The organism is Marinobacter sp., from assembly GCF_041687235.1.
Lineage (GTDB): Bacteria > Pseudomonadota > Gammaproteobacteria > Pseudomonadales > Oleiphilaceae > Marinobacter.
Genome location: NZ_JAWLCH010000006.1, coordinates 34,772 through 51,859, shown reverse-complemented (window position 1 = coordinate 51,859; position 17,088 = coordinate 34,772). Strand labels below are relative to the sequence as shown.

Annotated in this window: 14 protein-coding genes; 6 read left to right on the top strand and 8 right to left on the bottom strand. The window is 49.6% G+C overall.

What is annotated here, in order from left to right; all coding sequences use genetic code 11:
• Nucleotides 1–12: 12 nt before the first annotated feature.
• On the top strand, nt 13–2,715 hold the full coding sequence (locus ACESMK_RS10215; protein WP_372997881.1) for a tetratricopeptide repeat protein: 2,703 nt from the start codon (nt 13–15) through the stop codon (nt 2,713–2,715).
• Between the two features lie 61 nt (nt 2,716–2,776).
• On the opposite strand, the gene ACESMK_RS10210 is transcribed toward ACESMK_RS10215, so the two are convergent.
• Complete coding sequence (locus tag ACESMK_RS10210; RefSeq protein ID WP_372997879.1) at nt 2,777–3,874, bottom strand: hypothetical protein; 1,098 nt, start codon at nt 3,872–3,874, stop codon at nt 2,777–2,779.
• A gap of 243 nt (nt 3,875–4,117) precedes the next feature.
• On the opposite strand from ACESMK_RS10210, the gene ACESMK_RS10205 reads away from it, so the two are divergent.
• Nucleotides 4,118–4,927 carry a PEP-CTERM sorting domain-containing protein gene (locus ACESMK_RS10205; protein WP_372997877.1) on the top strand — a complete coding sequence of 270 codons (810 nt, stop codon included), beginning with the start codon at nt 4,118–4,120 and terminating at the stop codon, nt 4,925–4,927.
• Nucleotides 4,928–5,009: 82 nt separating this feature from the next.
• Here the strand turns inward: ACESMK_RS10205 and ACESMK_RS10200 are convergent, their stop codons facing one another.
• The 4 genes from ACESMK_RS10200 to ACESMK_RS10185 all read right to left on the bottom strand — a co-directional run bounded on the left by ACESMK_RS10200 (nt 5,010) and on the right by ACESMK_RS10185 (nt 8,359).
• Nucleotides 5,010–5,162, bottom strand: coding sequence for a DUF5989 family protein (locus ACESMK_RS10200; RefSeq protein ID WP_372997875.1), 153 nt, complete (start codon nt 5,160–5,162; stop codon nt 5,010–5,012).
• Entirely contained in the window at nt 5,162–5,548 is a 387-nt protein-coding gene (locus tag ACESMK_RS10195; protein ID WP_372998282.1) for an SxtJ family membrane protein, read from the bottom strand. Before ACESMK_RS10195 ends, ACESMK_RS10200 begins: the two co-directional genes overlap by 1 nt.
• Before the next feature lie 5 nt (nt 5,549–5,553).
• Entirely contained in the window at nt 5,554–7,425 is a 1,872-nt protein-coding gene (locus ACESMK_RS10190) for a carbamoyltransferase (RefSeq protein ID WP_372997873.1), read from the bottom strand.
• A gap of 187 nt (nt 7,426–7,612) precedes the next feature.
• Complete coding sequence (locus tag ACESMK_RS10185; RefSeq protein ID WP_372997871.1) at nt 7,613–8,359, bottom strand: PEP-CTERM sorting domain-containing protein; 747 nt, start codon at nt 8,357–8,359, stop codon at nt 7,613–7,615.
• Nucleotides 8,360–8,666: 307 nt separating this feature from the next.
• On the opposite strand from ACESMK_RS10185, the gene xrtA reads away from it, so the two are divergent.
• Nucleotides 8,667–10,184 (top strand): exosortase A, encoded by a 1,518-nt coding sequence (xrtA, locus tag ACESMK_RS10180; protein ID WP_372997869.1) that lies wholly within the window; start codon nt 8,667–8,669, stop codon nt 10,182–10,184.
• A 107-nt stretch (nt 10,185–10,291) separates the two neighbouring features.
• On the opposite strand, the gene ACESMK_RS10175 is transcribed toward xrtA, so the two are convergent.
• From ACESMK_RS10175 to ACESMK_RS10165, 3 genes are all read right to left on the bottom strand, one after another.
• On the bottom strand, nt 10,292–11,182 hold the full coding sequence (locus tag ACESMK_RS10175; RefSeq protein ID WP_372997867.1) for a sulfotransferase family protein: 891 nt from the start codon (nt 11,180–11,182) through the stop codon (nt 10,292–10,294).
• An 84-nt stretch (nt 11,183–11,266) separates the two neighbouring features.
• Nucleotides 11,267–12,421, bottom strand: coding sequence for a DegT/DnrJ/EryC1/StrS family aminotransferase (locus ACESMK_RS10170; RefSeq protein WP_372997865.1), 1,155 nt, complete (start codon nt 12,419–12,421; stop codon nt 11,267–11,269).
• A 21-nt stretch (nt 12,422–12,442) separates the two neighbouring features.
• Nucleotides 12,443–13,579 (bottom strand): glycosyltransferase, encoded by a 1,137-nt coding sequence (locus tag ACESMK_RS10165; RefSeq protein WP_372997863.1) that lies wholly within the window; start codon nt 13,577–13,579, stop codon nt 12,443–12,445.
• 125 nt (nt 13,580–13,704) lie between these two features.
• Between ACESMK_RS10165 and ACESMK_RS10160 the strand changes: the two genes are divergently transcribed.
• From ACESMK_RS10160 to ACESMK_RS10150, 3 genes are read left to right on the top strand one after another with little or no spacing between them, the layout of a single operon-like run.
• Complete coding sequence (locus tag ACESMK_RS10160) at nt 13,705–14,733, top strand: polysaccharide deacetylase family protein (protein WP_372997861.1); 1,029 nt, start codon at nt 13,705–13,707, stop codon at nt 14,731–14,733.
• Nucleotides 14,733–15,878, top strand: coding sequence for a glycosyltransferase family 4 protein (locus ACESMK_RS10155; protein WP_372997859.1), 1,146 nt, complete (start codon nt 14,733–14,735; stop codon nt 15,876–15,878). Before ACESMK_RS10160 ends, ACESMK_RS10155 begins: the two co-directional genes overlap by 1 nt.
• Complete coding sequence (locus ACESMK_RS10150; protein WP_372997857.1) at nt 15,875–17,080, top strand: glycosyltransferase family 4 protein; 1,206 nt, start codon at nt 15,875–15,877, stop codon at nt 17,078–17,080. Before ACESMK_RS10155 ends, ACESMK_RS10150 begins: the two co-directional genes overlap by 4 nt.
• The last annotated feature ends 8 nt before the right edge of the window (nt 17,081–17,088 follow it).

Genomic DNA, 17,088 nt, shown 5'->3' with positions numbered 1-17,088 from the left:
AGGATATGGGCAATGAAAGCTACTTCCACGATTTGCGCGACAATTATGGCCATCGCTATCGCCACCGGTCTTTCAGGATGCAGCGATAGTCAGGAAGAAATGAGCCAGGAGGAAATCCAATACCTCAGCCATCTGGATCAATCGCGCTTTTTCCAGCGACAGGGAGAGCTACGCTCAAGCACACAAGAGGCGAGAAGCGCGATTGAGCTGCAGCCAGAACGCCCGGATCCCTATTTCATCATCTTGAACAACCTTCTTACTGCCGGCGATGCGGTTAATGCCGAACGTCAACTCGGATATCTCCTTGAAAGCATTCCAGAAGAGTCGAGAACCGAGGCGGTAGAGAATCAGGCCGCACTTTTAAGAGCCGAAGCAAACCTGATGCAGGGACAGCTGGAGGATGCTCTCGATGCACTGAGCGGTCTTGATTCCCTGGATCGAGTTCAGGCACAGAAAGCTGAAATCATCAAAGGCCGGATCCTGCTGGCATCCAACCGGCCTGACGAAGCCCAGGCAGCGTTCGAAGAAGCACAAAACATCTCCTCATCCGTAGAAGCCGTCGTCGGCTTGTCCAGGACAGCAATGCAGCGGGGCCAGAGTGAACAGGCACAGGAATACATTTCCCAAGCCGAAGAGATTGATCAGAACGCCTCCGAACTCTGGCTTTGGAAGGCGCAACTCGCCGAGCAAGCAGAAAACTGGAGCGACGCCGAGGAAGCCTACATTCGTGCCCTGGAAGAAATCGGGCGCTACGATATTATGACCTATCGTAAATACGAAACCATGTCCGCCCTGATCAGAGCCCTGCGTGAACAGGGCAAGTCGTCTGAGGCGTTTGTCTACGAAGAAATTCTGGCAAAGTCCGCACCAGGAACCATCAAAAGCAATCTCCAGGCAGCGCAATCAGCGTACGAAGAAGGCAACCTTGAGGAAGCCGCCCGTTTTCTTGAGGAGATTCGCGCCCAGGCACCCGGAAACGAACAAGCCGCAACCATGCTGGGGCTTGTCAGATTCAGGCAGGGGCGAGTTGAGGAGGCAGAACAGTTATTGGCGCCAGTGGCAGAGCTTGGTGACTCCGAACTGGCAAGCAAGCTGGTAGCAGCGTCCCGTCTTCAACTTCGAGACCCCCAGGGTGCCCAAAAGGTTCTGGAAAATCTGGAATCCGCAGATACGGATCCTTCCGTGCTAGCAATGGTAGGGATCGCCTCCCTGTCCACTGGAGACCTTGACACCGGGGAAGCGCTCCTGGAAAAGTCACTGAGTCTCAACCCGGACAACCAGAACCTCCGCCTCCGATACACTCGGTATTTACTGAGCAGAGAAAAGACCGACAAAGCGTTCGAGCAACTTGACCTGTTGAGTGAGCAGCAACCCGACTCACCCCTTGTTAAATCCCTGCGCGTTCAGGCTCATCTCGTGGCGGGGGAGCGTGAGAAAGCCATCGATGTTGCGAACCAATGGCTATCCGAAAGCCCCGACGACCTGACCGCCCATATGACACGCGGAGAAATCGCGGCGCAGGCAGGAAATTACGAAGAAGCCGCCAGGTTCTTCGAAAAAGCTACCGCTCTGGACAGCACCAACCCGGCTCCCAAAGTTGCTCTCGGTCGTATGGCACTGGCGCAGGATGACCAACAGGCGGCGAAGCAGCAGTTTATCGATGCCGCGAACCTGAGCCCGGATAACATGCAGGCTCTCCAGGGGATGGCAGCTACCCACACGGCCGATGAACTGAAGCCGGAAATGGAAAAGCTGATTCAGGACCACCCGGCCTCAATCGCCCCAAGATTGATACTTTTGGAAATCGCACTGACCAGCGGAGACCAGAACCGGGCAGATGAACTGGCAGCCACGCTTCTGGAACGTGACTCCGAGAACAACCCGGCACCGGCAGAATCGGCTGTCGCCAACATCTTCAACGGGGTTGGGGCGAAATTACGTCGCAGTGGCGACCTTGAACGGGCAGACCAGGTACTGGAACGTGGACGAGTCCTTTTCCCGGAAAATGAAAACATTGCCCTGCAATCAGCGTCGCTGGCATTCAGCCAGAAACAGGAAGACAAAGCGCGCAGGATTCTGCAAGAGGTCAAACAGGCGCACGATCTATCACCAGGCCCCTATGTTATTGAAGCTCAACACTTTGCAAGCCTTGAGCAATATCAACAGGCCGTGGAGATGTACGAACTGGCAATCGAAAAAGGTGCAGGCCCTGATACAAAGCTGGCCCTCGTGCGCTCAATCGATGGCAGCGGGCAAACAGACGAAGCAATTCAACTGGCGAAAGAATTTCTTGGCCAGCACCCCGAACATCAAGGACTTCTCATGTCTTCGGCAATGCTCCATCAACAAAAGGGTGAAGCCTCTGAGGCGATAAACGCCTATGAACGACTACTGGAGCAGTCTCCCCAGAACGCGATTGCCCTGAATAATCTGGCGTGGCTTTACTTCGAGCAGAATGACGACAGAGCCACAGAGCTGGCTCGCAGGGCATTCGAACTTGTTCCGGAGAACGCGGCAATAGCCGATACTTATGGCTGGATTCTATTCAAATCAGGGGACTTGCAGGCCAGCATCCCCATACTCGAAAAAGCTCATCAACTCGCTCCAGATTCTCAGGAAATTGCCTTGCACCTGGCTGAAGCCTATCGAGAGACAGGCAGAAACGCTGAAGCCAAAGCCATTCTTGAGAAGTACAGTACATCCGAGCCGGGGTGATACGGCCAACTATTCCTGAGCAAAACAGAACCGGGCTTTCCATGGAAAAAGCCCGGTTCGACTACATCGACGCTGAGCGTGAGAACTCCTCCGCCAGCCAGCGATGCCCTTCTTTATTAAAGTGTCCCTCATTCGGGTGAAAAAGACCGCCAGGATTCTCCAAAGTTTCCAGCCGACCGGCCATATCCAGAACGTCGATACCGGCGCTGTCCAGCTCATCCGTTAAAACTGAAGACAATGTCTTCTGGTAAATCCCGGGAATTGATCCTTCGCGAGTGAGTCCCTGGCCCGGCAGCAACACCACTTGCAATTCAATGCCTGCATTCTCCAATGCAGCGTTACCCTCTCGAATAATCCCCATGAACAAATCAATCTGATCCTGAGTGCTGGTCTGCAGGTGCCCTCTCAGGGCCTCTGAATCGATACCCACCCATTGATTAACGATACGACCAATCTCATAGCTCTCAATCCATTCCTGCCAGAACGTGTAGGGGTCGTGACCCTGCAGTATTTCCGACCTCACGCTTTTATTGGTGAATGCAGGAGGCTTTGGCTTAAGTGGTACTGGAACATTCTGCAAACTGAGCCGTCCATCCGGTGTCATTCGGAAATAAGGCTTGCCGTGGGCTGCCTGCAATGGAAAAGGCTCACCGTTATCCAGCAAATCATTGCCAAGATAAACAACCCATATCACCTTTACCGGCCGATACTCCATGAGTGTATCGAGCAACAGGAGTTGTTGGTCATTAGAATAACCAGGCACCCCGGCATTGAGATGATTCAGATCTGAAGATTGATTGAGCAACTCCGTAAAAACCTCATCGTCGTTCACACCAAGGCCAAATGTGAAACTATCGCCAAGGAACATGACGGAGCCAGGGCGGGCAAAATCCAGATCATCACCTCTGAAGCCGAGGGAGTTTACGCGGTATGTAACCTCAAAATCGTGGTGAACATGACGCCCCTGCCACCCCGGCGCCAGCTTCCAGCCAAGCTCGGAATCGAACAGGATGAACCCTTCATCCATCTGCCCTGCAGGGTCTATCCGCGGTTTAAGCACTCCGAGCCCAAACTCAACAATCACAATCGCGATCACCACGCCCATTAGTGCTGAAATTGCACCAAAGAAAGATTTCCGGTGGCGTAAATTCTCCGACATAGCATTTCCTCTTCCCTAGTGGAAACGACGGAGCAGGTTGTCCCCTGCGCCGAATACAACTGTCCATTTACTTTACAGTAAAGTCGCTTAACGAAATATACGATAGCCTATCTCTTTGCATTTACGCTGATTTTCGGAGTAGGCATGTCACTTGCTTAAAGGGCATTGTTGAACAGTATAGTCAACATTACCACTGTCAGACGGTTGGCAGTATGTGTGGTAGAGAGTGGATAGGAGTAAACAATGTCTAATTATGGAATGACAGCGACACTAGCAGCAGTACTACTTGGCCTCTCTGGCAGTCTTGCAGCAGCGCCAATCACGGTAAACGATGATTACGTTGGCTCAGATGCGGGCACTTATGGAGATGTTGTTGGGGAAGACGACTACTTTGATATTTCATCAATGGTTGTTGCCCAGAACGGCTCACAATTTGATTTTACCGTAAACACCAATTTTGCGGGTCAGTCAGGGACTCTTTTTAATGACCTGACGCTCGGCGGGACCGGAATAGGCTATGGTGACCTATTCCTTGCTAATCAATGGACTCCAGAACAGTCAGTACCTACTCCCGGCGACAATTCTGAAAACGGTTACGACAAGGATGACGCCACTAATGGCACCAAGTGGACCTGGGGCCTGATGCTAAGCGACCGTTACGAGAATGGCGGTGGTGATGTAACACTCTTTCAGCTTCTTGGCACATCGAATCTGGACACAGCTATCCTGAGCGATCAGCTAATGACCGGAGGCGCATGGCGCTACGGGCAGGAAGTGACTATCAAAGATGGCAACCAGGAACTGGTCGTCAATTACGGTAGCGTTGGCTCATGGTCCCTGGGCACTGGTCAGCTCAATATCTCTGCCGACCTGGCTTCAAGTGACCTTATGGACGGCGACTCCCTCGCCTTCCACTGGGGTATGACATGCGCCAATGACGTTATTGAAGGTGAAGTGGACCTGAAAAAGGTACCCGAGCCCGGCACCATTGGCCTGGTCAGCCTTGCCCTGGCAGGCATGTTTATCATGCGCCGCCGCTCAAAAGCCGCGTAAAGCCGGGTATCAGACCCAGCTCTGACCGGAGAGGCCGCCCGGCCTCTCCGGTAAAAGCACGAGCCAGACACTTCTGCCCACCCTAGAACAGCGTGTAAATAAAGGGCGCAAAGGCCGAGCCCTGAGAAAAAACAATCAGACCGCCCAGCAGAACCAGCGTCACAAAAAGTGGCACCATCCAGTACTTCTTGCGAGCCCGGATAAACAAAAAGAAATCCCTGAATAATTCCATCATCAGAACGGCACCTCCAGACTCGTTGATTCAGCACTCTCACGGCGATAGGTCTGCGCCGATGAGTCAAACTTCTTGGGTATTGGATCCTTACCGATCAAACGCATGATGAACCCCATTGGCACAACCATCAGGAAGTACACCGCCCCTAACAGCAATACTGAGTTAAAGCGCCCCAGCGGCCCCGCCACCCACATCAAGAACCGATAAACGGGTTTCAGCCCCGCAGGAAAGGCCACAGCCACCGCCAACACCCCTGCCCCCGCTACCCAAGGCCAAACCAACCGTTCAAGGCCAAAGAGCCATGGCAAGACTGCATAGAACAGAAGCGGCAACAGTACCGCCAAACCAATTCCAAACTTCCTGAGATCTGCTCTAGAGACATCCATCAGCATCAATCCAGTTCGAATTTTTCAACATGGTCACGGAATGAATCATTATCCGGTTGGTCCGTCTTGGCCAACACAAAGTTTCCCATCACCAGATAATCCATATCCGTTGCCATAAAACAGCGATACGCATCTTCAGGCGTGGCAACAATCGGCTCGCCCCGAACATTAAAGGAGGTATTGATGAGTACCGGGCAGCCTGTCAGCTTATTAAACACCTCCAACAAACGCCGGTAGCGCGGCGAACCCCCTTCGCCGACGGTCTGCAGCCGGGCACTGAAATCGACATGAGTCACAGCGGGAATCTGAGAGCGATGAACGGCCAACTGATCCAAGCCCCTCACGGGCTCTGCACCAGCCTCAAAACGCCTTTCTGATGCTACTGGCGCAGTGGTCAGCATGTAGGGACTGGTATGATCACAATCAAACCAGCCAGCCATCTCCTCCTGTAGCACCGACGGAGCGAACGGCCGGAAAGACTCCCGGAACTTGATCTTGAGGTTCATCACCTCTTGCATATCCTGCCGTCTGGGGTCCCCCAGGATAGACCGGTGCCCCAGGGCACGGGGACCAAACTCCATGCGCCCCTGGAACCAGCCAATAACCTTGCCTTCAGATATCAGCGACGCCACCCTGTCAAAAAGTTCGGTTTCCTCAAGACGGACAGCAACACCAGAAAACGAATCGATGGCCGACTGGATTTCCTGATCGCCATAGTCCGGCCCCAAGTAGGCACCACTCATTCCGTCTGGCTCAATGATGTCACGCTGCCGCCCGAAATACAGGTACCAAGCCGCCCAGGCGGCCCCGGGCGCGCCGCCTGCATCACCAGCCGCAGGCTGAATCCACACATTCCGGAACCCACTTTCACGAATCACTTCACTGTTGGCCACACAATTAAGTGCCACACCACCAGCCAGACAAAGATTGTCCAGCCCCGTCTCCCGATGCAGACTTCGGGTAAGGGCCAACACGCACTCATTAGTCACCTGCTGGATGGAGGCCGCAATATCCATGTGCTTTTCTGTCAATTCATCCGACTCAGGATTCCTTGCCGGCATTCCAAACAACGACTCAAAGGCCGAAGAAATCATCCGCAAACCCGTACAATACTCGAAATACTCCATATTCAGCCGAAACGAGCCATCCGGCTTGATATCAATCAGCTGCTCCTTGATCAGATCTGTGTAGGCCGGCTTTCCGTAGGGCGCCAGGCCCATTACCTTGTACTCTCCGGAGTTGACCTTGAAGCCCAGATAGTAGGTAAACGCCGAGTACAAAAGCCCAAGGGAATGAGGGAAATCTATTTCCCACAGTGGCCGCAGTTCATTTTTATCACCAACCCATGCCGACGTAGTAGCCCACTCCCCTACGCCGTCCAAACACAGCACCGCCGCTTCCTCATAGGGAGAAGGAAAAAAAGCGGAAGCCGCATGGGACTGATGGTGAGCAGAGAACAGAAGGGGCGGCAATTCACCGATCCTCAACCCGGATAGCTCTGAAAGCTGATGGCGAAGCTCTTTCTTCAGATACAGCTTTTCCTTGAGCCAGACAGGCATAGCCTTCAGAAAGGAGCCCAACCCTTTCGGCGCAAAACTCAGATAGGTTTCCAGCAAACGCTCGAACTTGAGCAGCGGCTTGTCATAGAAGACCACCGCCTCAACCTGGTCCAAACCAATAGCGGCCTGGGAAAGGCAGAACTCCACCGAACGTGCGGGAAAGGCCGAATCGTGTTTCTTGCGGGTAAATCGCTCTTCCTGAGCAGCAGCAACAAGTACCCCATCCGCAATCAGAGCTGCGGCCGAATCGTGATAGTAGGCGGAAATCCCGAGAATAAAGCGGGGCTGGCCTGAAGGAGCGTCTGCGGAGCTGTCCATAAAATGCTGGTCCCTGTTCCTTGCCAATGCTGGTCAATTAATGAGCGTAAAGAATCTCGACTACGGCTTTGTATAAATTTATCCAACTGGGACACAAAAAACGGGATGCGAATAACCGCATCCCGTTTTTTTGTGTCTCAGATTATCTGCCTGACACCAGGCAAATCAACTTCGATCAAACACTAACTCAGCTCTTTACACGCTTCCGCAGACCAAGACCCAAGAGGCCAAGACCGAGCAGGGCAAGTGTGCCAGGCTCTGGAACTGTATAGGAGCCTTCGGTGATGTCGTTGGCGCAGGTCATTGTCCACCGAAGGCCGATTTCAGGGCGATCCAAATGGTTCAAGCCAAGAGCAGACAACGCGATTTGAAAGGTCAAGGATGTACCATGATCAATGGTCAAACCAGCAGCTCCTGCGTTCACAACGCCACCGCTCAAGTAAGCAACTTCCTGATTCTCACGAGTAGCAAGAGGTCCCGCGAAAGCGTCGCTAGAGTTAGCTAAAGTCGCTCCAGTGAGACCGACAAGATCAGCAACCCCGCCTGAGCGCGAACTGACATCAACAGCATAGTCCCAAACGCTTTGATTCGAGTCATTATCGTCAGAATAGTTCAAGGCCGCACTACCATCCGGATTCCAACCATCAACATCGATAAACAAATCGCCGTAATCGTAGTTACTATTGGTGGTTTCGTTGAAATTCGTGTACACCGTAACGAAAAGCGAAAACGGATCATTCGAAACGCTCATCCCAAATACTTCGTATGCAGGCCCTCCGAGGGTATCTCCCAGCGCGACGCCGCTAGCATTGGTGCCTTCGCCAATAAAAAAGTCGGCACCATTGTCATCGATAGTGAGCGGTGAAGACATCGCACTCGTTGCCAAACCGAGCAACAGCAATGATGAGGCGAGTGCTTTGTTTGTAGTGTTCATAAGTTCTTTCCTTGTGTTTTCGAAGGCATTGTCGGTACTGCTCCTGACCCTACACAAAGCAATTTCGGGACCAATACCTTTTTTTTGTTTTTAATTAGCGACTTATAAATTATGTAGCCATTTTTTTTCGAACACATGTAAAGCAGATCGACACTGACATTGGAAGATCGACAAAATCTGATCCACTTTTCCGGACGCCTCGCCTCCGGGAGTAGTCACGGCTTCAAAATTCCGGTTATAGTGACGCTATCAAGCTACTCGAAAAATCAGATTCAGGAACAACCTGCATCAAAAGGGACAAACGGAAATGCCGCTGGGCAGGGTCAATACGAATTACAATATAGCTCTCTTCTCTCTGCCACTTCTCGTCCTGGCCTTTTTAAGGGAATGGCTGGATTACTATGAGCTTTGGGCTACGTCTTACATTTATACTCACGGATTTCTGGTGTTCCTCGGAACTATATATCTCCTTTACCAGCGCAAAGAAAAATTCAAACAGCTTCCTATTTCGTTCTCCTGGCAATACTTGGCTATTTTTATTGGCATGGCCTTCGTTTTGCTGTTAGCCCATTCCGCCAACATAAAGCTAGCTAGAATGGTGTTGCTCCCTTTCTTACTCATTGCTTGGGGCGCAACGATTTGGGGGAAACCGTTTATAAAAGCGGCAGGCGCACCAATTCTCTTAATACTCTTTGGAGCCCCATTCTGGGATGACATGTCGCCCGCCCTGCAGTGGCTGACAGTCGCCGTAGACGAGCAAATGCTCGCACTGATCTCCATCCCAGCCACGATCGATGAGTTTTATATAACCATACCTAGCGGGATCTTCCATGTAGCGCATGGCTGCAGCGGGATAAGATATCTCATTGTAGCGCTCTATCTCGGAGCTTTTTATGGTGCTTACACGCACAGCGGCCCCAAACGAACGGTTTTATTAGTGGCGGTCGCTGGCTTTCTAGCTCTGTTATCTAACTGGATTCGTGTGGCGTGGATCATCGCTGCAGGACACTACACAAACATGGAATCTTCTTTAATAGAGGATCATGAAATGTTCGGCTGGATCGTTTTCATCGCCGTAACACTGATACCGTTCTTCGTGTTCACTAATTATTTCGACAGGATTCCGCGAAAAGAAACTTCGACATTTTTTTATTCCGAATCTGACAGTGGCGAGCTAAGACAACGGAAACCGTTAGTTAGCGCGACGATTGTCCTGCTGGCAATACCAGCAATTCTCCTTCTCCAGGAAAGATTGGCGGAAAGTAGCACAAACAGATGGAAACCAAGCTTACCAGTTGCTAATGACGATGCTTGGAAAGGCCCAATCCGATACGCTGGATTCTGGAATCCTCAGTATCAAGCCCATGACCTGCATTTGTCAGGTGTTTACGTGAACGACGATAGAGCACAAGTCCAGCTGGATTTTTACGGATACAATCGGCAAGGCCAAGGCAAGGAGCTTATTTACTACAAAAACTCAGCTTTTGATCGAGAACTTTGGCTACCGATGCAAGAAAGAATCGAGGAGACAGGTGCAGGGAACCCCTGGGGCGTCAAAAAGGTAAATCAAATCACCCTCACGCATAAATTTACTGATGCAAAAGCTACTGTTTGGTTCTGGCACAATATAGCTGGCTCTCTCGTAACATCGACCTCTAGGGTCCAATTAGTTGGAGGGCTCAATGCAGTTTTGGGCGATCAGAGGGCCGGGATCTGGATCCTTTCAACAGAGTGCAGCGGCGAGGGTGTGACTGAATGCGATGTTAACGCAAGAAGGCTTTTTCAATCTTTCCTCCCAAGCATTTCGCTTCCTGGCCCGGATTAGGGTCTACACTTCCCCCACTTCAGTAGACACGCATCGATAACCCCGTAAGAGGGCGTCCGTCAATGCAAAATACTCATTCACCATTTAATAGACTTTGAATTATCAGATTAATATTTCCAGTGACTGAGATCTCTTTCAACAATAAGCTCTAATTTCGAAATCTCTTCTTCGAATTCCTTAACAAGAACCGCTTTGAATTCACCGCGAATACCGCCCCTGCTCTGCTCCACTTTGTTGGCCCTTTCGATGACCTTGGAAAGGCCAATACGTTTTATTCCAAACAACTTCTTAATCACATTTACAATGGAAACCAATGGCTTGGGCGTATTTTTAGTAAACTCTTGAACTGCTCTTGAACGCAGTGTTTTGTTGCTGTTTTTTGGGCTATAGTCTAGCAGTTTGAATTCATCAATACCGACGAAACTCTGCACATCTAAAAATACACGTTCAGGATTCGACTTCAAGTCATCGAAAAGAATAACCTTTAACCTTGATTTATCGACGGTCGTTAACAACCTGGAAAGCTGAGTACCGGTCTCGCAACATTTTTTATATTGAAGCAGCCAATGCCCTTTCCTTTCCTCGGTGAACTGCGCATACCAAGCCTGCTCAAAGTCGAAAATCGTTTCGTGCAAATTATAGAGCTGCTGGGAGTGCAAGGACTGAACCATCTCTATTGGATTTCTTATTAAGACTATTAGCTTGGAGTCTGGATCGAAATTTTTAATATTTTTCGCTGCCACCTCTGAGTACAAATACCACGTAGACGCTTCGAACGACAATCTCTCGGAAGCCTTCTGCTTTTCAAAAAGGCGCAGGTACTCATCAAGGGTTTCAACTTCCTGCAGCGGAAGGTCATCCGAAAAAAAATTCGGTTCTTTTTTCTTCGGCTCGACTACTTGAGGATGTTGATTGAGATACCAAGCTAAAGAAGTTGTTCCACACTTGGGAGCACCCAGTATAAAAACCGACGGTGGCAGAATATTATCCTTTGGCATCAAAAATCCCTATATATCAAATATTGTCGGATGAAAGCATTATTCGCTTAAGCAATAACCTAGATTTACCAAACTATTCAAAATTTAAGCTGGTACTGTGGCTAGAAATCGGAAAGCCGATACGATCGTGGCAATATCTTTTCTTTTCACTCCCTGATGCGTGGGCAACACGATTAATCGGGCCGCAAACTTGTTAGCTTTCGGGTAGTCAGAAGGCATTTTGAGATACGAAGCTTCGACACCCTCAATTTCTGGAAGAATTTGTTTATAAAAGGCATTGGCTGCGATACCACGTTTATTAAGCTCTTCTATAGCCCTGTCCCTTAACTCGTTTGATGGCGCCAATAACGCGTATCTGAGGTGTGGAACTTTTCCAAAACCGTGGTCTGCAGTCAGCCTTGTCCAGCCCGACTGCTCAACAAAAGCTAGCTCGCGATCATAAATGGAGTGTAGCGGTTCCCTCTCCATGTAGGACGTTACACCAGCTTCAAGCAGCGAGCGTGGAATATCCAACCGTGAAATTGATTTGAGCGGATAAAACCGAGTCTGGCCAATATTCAGAAATGACGCACTCGCCATGATCGGATAAATATAACGAGACAAAATAAAATTAAATATCAGGCGCTTTATATACCAGGCGATATCTAACGTAACACTGGAAACAGGGTATTCTGATACTAAAAAGTCCGATACTGGCTGATCGGTGTTACGAACCAAAAGGGCTCCACCACCCATCAAGTTAATGGGCTTCCCTCTGCCAAAACTAAGAACGACAAAGTCTGCGCAACCGTCTTCGGAACTGAAGGGCGGAAAGCATTGCGCAGAATCCTCTATAAGTGTGATTCCTTTTGACCGACATATCTGAGACAGTAACGGAAGGCGCTCAAAAATACCGAGAAAGTTCACGGCAACAACTGCCACCGTCTGACTGGTAATAGCCTCAATAACATCAGGCTCCTCCATAAAAGGCATAGACTCGGCAAAATCAACCAAAACGGGAACAGCGTTTTGCGCGACGATCGCAGCCACTAGGTCTGGGCACCCGTAGGCCGGAATTATTACCTCCGGCGCTGATACATTGCTCTTCTTACCAATAGCGCAACGGACGGAGAGAGATAATGCCTCTGTGCCAGAGCCGGTAAAAACAGCTTTGTAGTGCTTTTCCCACGGCATAGGAAAGGATTTTACTGACTCTGGTCTTGGCACCGGACTTCCAACCGGCCTAACTTTTGAAAACATAGCCTACATGCCCTCGCTCCATTAACGCTGGGAGGGAGTCCAAACAGTCATTCGACGCCCGCGCAAATACTCTATAGTTGCGTGAGCAACCGCCAGGTTCGCCTGCACGAAAAAATACGGAATACTAACAAACTTGCGATCGCGAACCTCTGGCTTGATGTGCCCAACGAAAACAAGGCCATAAAAAAGAAGCTGGGCCAGAAGCGCAAGCACATAGATGCCTCCTTTCGCTACCAGAAAAAACGATGTGGCGAGCACCAATACTTGAAACCAAGGCACTGCCCAGCGCATCAGCTTGTGCCCAAATACCTGGAAAGCAAACCACCCAAAGCGAGATGGATTAAGTACCTCGATGTGTCTGCTGAGCGCAGTCAGGCCGCGAATAATTGTACGAATCTTCCGCTGGTATTCTTTGGACGAATCCGCAACATCATGATAGAAACCCAGAACATCCGGTGCTGTGACAGCGACCATCCCCTTCCTGGCACTGTTGAGGGCCGTATTGAAATCACTGGGTGAACAGATATCCCAGTCCTGATCACAAACTTCTCGCCGGGCGGCAAAAAAGGACCCGCTCAGTCCTACCAGACCCGCGCGCTCGCTCTCAACGCCCCGCAGCCACATCTCATAACGTACATAGGCGCCCTCACCCACCACGGAGCCGTCTCTGCTAACGAACCGGTCCTCACTGGAAACAGCGCCAACACTGGGATCATTGAAATAGCGAACCATCTTCTCAATGGCGTCCTTGGGAATTGAGGTAGCCACATCTGAGAAGACCAGAATGTCGCCAGTTGCTCGACGAATCGCCTGCAGCTGGGCATACTCTTTGCCATTGCGCTCCGCCGCACGCGCCAGCAGTACCCCGTTACTCGCGTACTCACCTACAATACCGTCCGTGTCATCTGAGGACGCATCCGAAGCGATGATCAGTTCCAGGTCCGGATAGGTAAGCTGAAGACAGTTCTCTATTTTATCCCGAATACTGCCCTCCTCGTTATGGGCCGTTACAATCAAGGATACGCGAGGTGGAGATTGAGGGTCTGGGAACTCGTCTGAGGCGCCGATACGGCGAGGAGTAAGGCGAAGAAGCAAAGGATAAATAAAATAACTGAATAAGACGCCAAACACTGACATCCAGAACAAGCCCTTCAGCATTACGATCTGTCCCTGTGGTCCCGATGATGACTTTTTTACCCGTGACTGGCAAACTCAACCTGCTGATGAACTATACATGGACGATTAGGCCAAAACCACTGGCTTGACCGACGGAGGCAACGGGCGTGGCAACCATCCGATCCTTTATCAAATTCTGGGCGCTCAGCGCATTTGCCCTCTACGGGTGGCTTCGACTGAAAAGCACACGCAGCCCTACTCTGATTATCCTGACTTACCATCGGGTATTACCGGAGAATGCCCCTGAGCGTGAATTCGAACAACCGGGGATGATTGTTTCTCCGAAGAATCTCAAAAAACACATCAGGCTAATCCGGTCTATCGGCGCTGTCCCTGTTCATCTGGAGGAATGGCTACGCAAAAAAAAGGCTCAGGAGCCACTCCCTTCTCTATCCGTTGCGTTCACCTTTGACGACGGCTGGCGAGATAATTACCTCCACGCATTACCAATACTGCGCCAGGAAAAAGTCCCCGCAACCATATTTTTGGTCACCAAAATGGTTGATACAGAAGAGACTTTCTGGCCAGAGCAGGTCATCCGATTGCTCCGAACCTCAGGCACTAGCTTAAATGACCCGGCTTTGGAATGGCTCCGGCCTTATCTTGGCGAGTTAGCAAACAAGTCCACCCCGTTCTCCCTCCTCGAAGCTGATAGGGTTATTAACTGCCTGAAGGATCTTGACGACGCTACCATCCTCGATCACCTAGCGGCTTTTGCCCACACGCTTCCGAAGAAACAGGCGGGAACATCGGAGAAATCGCCGCCTATCCTCCAGAACGGTGATCTTGCGGAGATGGCCCAGGACGACCTCGTCAAATACGGCGCCCACACCCAAAACCATTTCCGACTGAATCGCCTGAACAGCCAATCAGCACTTGAACAACAGATTGTCGGGTGCCTTTCCGATCTTGAAGCCATGAGAATTAACAGTACACCGATCTTCTGCTACCCCAATGGAGACACCACCGGCAGCGGCAAGCAACTCGTCGCGAACCATTACGTGGCTGCATGCACAACCAAGACTGGATGGAACAAGTTAACCCGAAGCGAATATGACCTGCACCGATTCAACCTCCATGATGGAAACAGCTCAAGGGCACGTAGCCTTTTGGCAACCATAGGCCGCAGCCTGTGATGACGAAACAATTCACAGTACGCCCGATCAGCGTCACCCAAATCATTTCCGGCGACCTTTGGGCAGGGGCGGAGGTCCAGGTTTATAACTTGTGCAAAGCGTTGCATACAAGCCCCGACATAAAAGTAACGGCTGTGGTCTTTAATCTAGGCATATTGAATGACAGGTTGGTGGAACTTGGCATTCCTGTAACTTTGGCGGACGAAACCGCAACCGGACCGCTGGGTATTATCAAGGCTATCGCTAGTCATTGCCGGACACAGGATACCGATCTGATCCATACTCACGGTTTCAAGGAAAATATTCTAGGCATCCTAGGGAAGGAGCTTGGCGGAGTTCATTATTCAATTCGCACAGTGCACGGTAACCCTGAACATAAATTTTCATGGAAGAAACCACATAAATGGCTAGCAAGTCGAGTTGACATCGGGCTTGGACGAATTCGACAGCAAGCGGTCATTGCAGTGTCAACCCAATTGCAGATGGCTCTAGAACCCCAATTCCCTGGCATGGTTCATAAGATTTGCAACTTCATAGACGTACAGGAACTACGAGATGCGTGGTTGCCAAAACCCAGCAAAACCTCACCCGAGATCAAAGTGGGTATCGTCGGAAGATTAGTACCTGTAAAGCGGATTGACCTCTTTATCACCGCAATCCACCTACTGAACAAGGAAGGAATATATTGCAAAGGCGTGATTATCGGCGATGGGCCGTTAAGATCAGAATTAGAAAGGCTTGCGTCTAACTTGGGTGTAAAAGATCACATTGATTTCTTGGGCTTTATCGACCCTGCTGCCGAAGAGATGAGTACACTAGATGTGCTCCTAATGACATCCGATCACGAGGGCCTCCCCATGACGTTGCTTGAAGCGATGGCTTTATCTGTTCCGATAGTAGCCCATAAAACAGGCGGTATCCCTGAACTCCTAAATGATGGTGACTGTGGTTCACTTGTAACAGACCACACTTCTTCAGGTTATGCCTCAGCAGTGAAGGAACTTTTGAGAGGAAATCTTAAACATCGCCTTGTAGAAAATGCTTTTCTTCAGGTAAAAAGAAGCTTTAGCTCTGAACACAATACCGCCGATTATATTCATCTATATAAGAAAACTGTGTCAAAGGAAGTTTCTCCATCCCGATGAAGACTATAATCGTATTTGATCAAGCAGAAAGCTATGGCGGATCAATTGCCCGGATTTTGGACATAATCCGAGAAACCCCTGAACACAATTACATTTTTTTTACATATATTGATATTAGATCAAAGGCCAGCGACCTAAATATACCTAACCTCCAATTAATCAAAATCAGCTCTCGATTCAGCTATCAAAAAAAATTAAGGATAAAGCGGAAATTAGGTAGACTAATAAATAATTTTTCTTATTTTAGACTTTTCTTAGGAAAATTCCTCGCGTTATTCGATCTGACGAATGAAATATTGGTGACTCTTCAGATTCGTAGGTCATTAAAAAGCGAGAGACCCGATATACTTATTTCTAACAGCAATTTACACGCCGTGCCTCTGAGGCTTAACAAAACTTTAAACTGTTACCACATAGTGATATTCAGGAGTCTCGATCAATTAAGCCGGTGGACAGAACATACGGCGAAAATCGATCATTTTATTTCTATTAGCTCACCATTATATTCTATCTATAAAGCACAAATTGGCATCCCCGACCACAAAGCCAGCATCATCGGCAGTCCTTTCAATGCTCTCGAAGATCTTGAGCGTCAAAGAAAATTGCCCCATACAGGGTTGCCATACAATCCGAAGCTCCAATTTACGATTGTCTGCGCAGCACGCATATGCAAACAGAAAGGCCAGCTAGATGCGTGCAAGGCTTTTCATAAAAGCGGAATTTGGAAAAAAGCGAAATTAATAATTGTGGGCGGCACCGATCCCGATGAACTTAGTCAGGATTACTTAAACCAAATTTTGACATTCATCGAGAGAGAAAACCTTAACGACCATATTACTTTAGTAGGCTTTCAAAAGAACCCACTTGTTTGGATTAACAGTGCTGATGTTGCTTTGCATTGTGCAACCGAATTCGAGGGGCTAGGGGGCACCGTCATCGAAGCGATGCAACTAGGCAAGATAACAATAGCAAGCGACAATGGAGGACCGTCATCCTACATAGAAAACGGAAAAAACGGATTTCTTTACAAAAGCAACGATGTTGAGATGCTAAGCCAAACCTTATCGTTGGTTTATCATCAATATCCGAAACTTGGCCACATTCAACAGAAAGCAATGCTTAATGCCACCGAACAGTTCTCCACAAAATCGATCGCAACAAGATTGTCGGAAATATTTGATAATACACGAACCAATTACTAAACAATTCT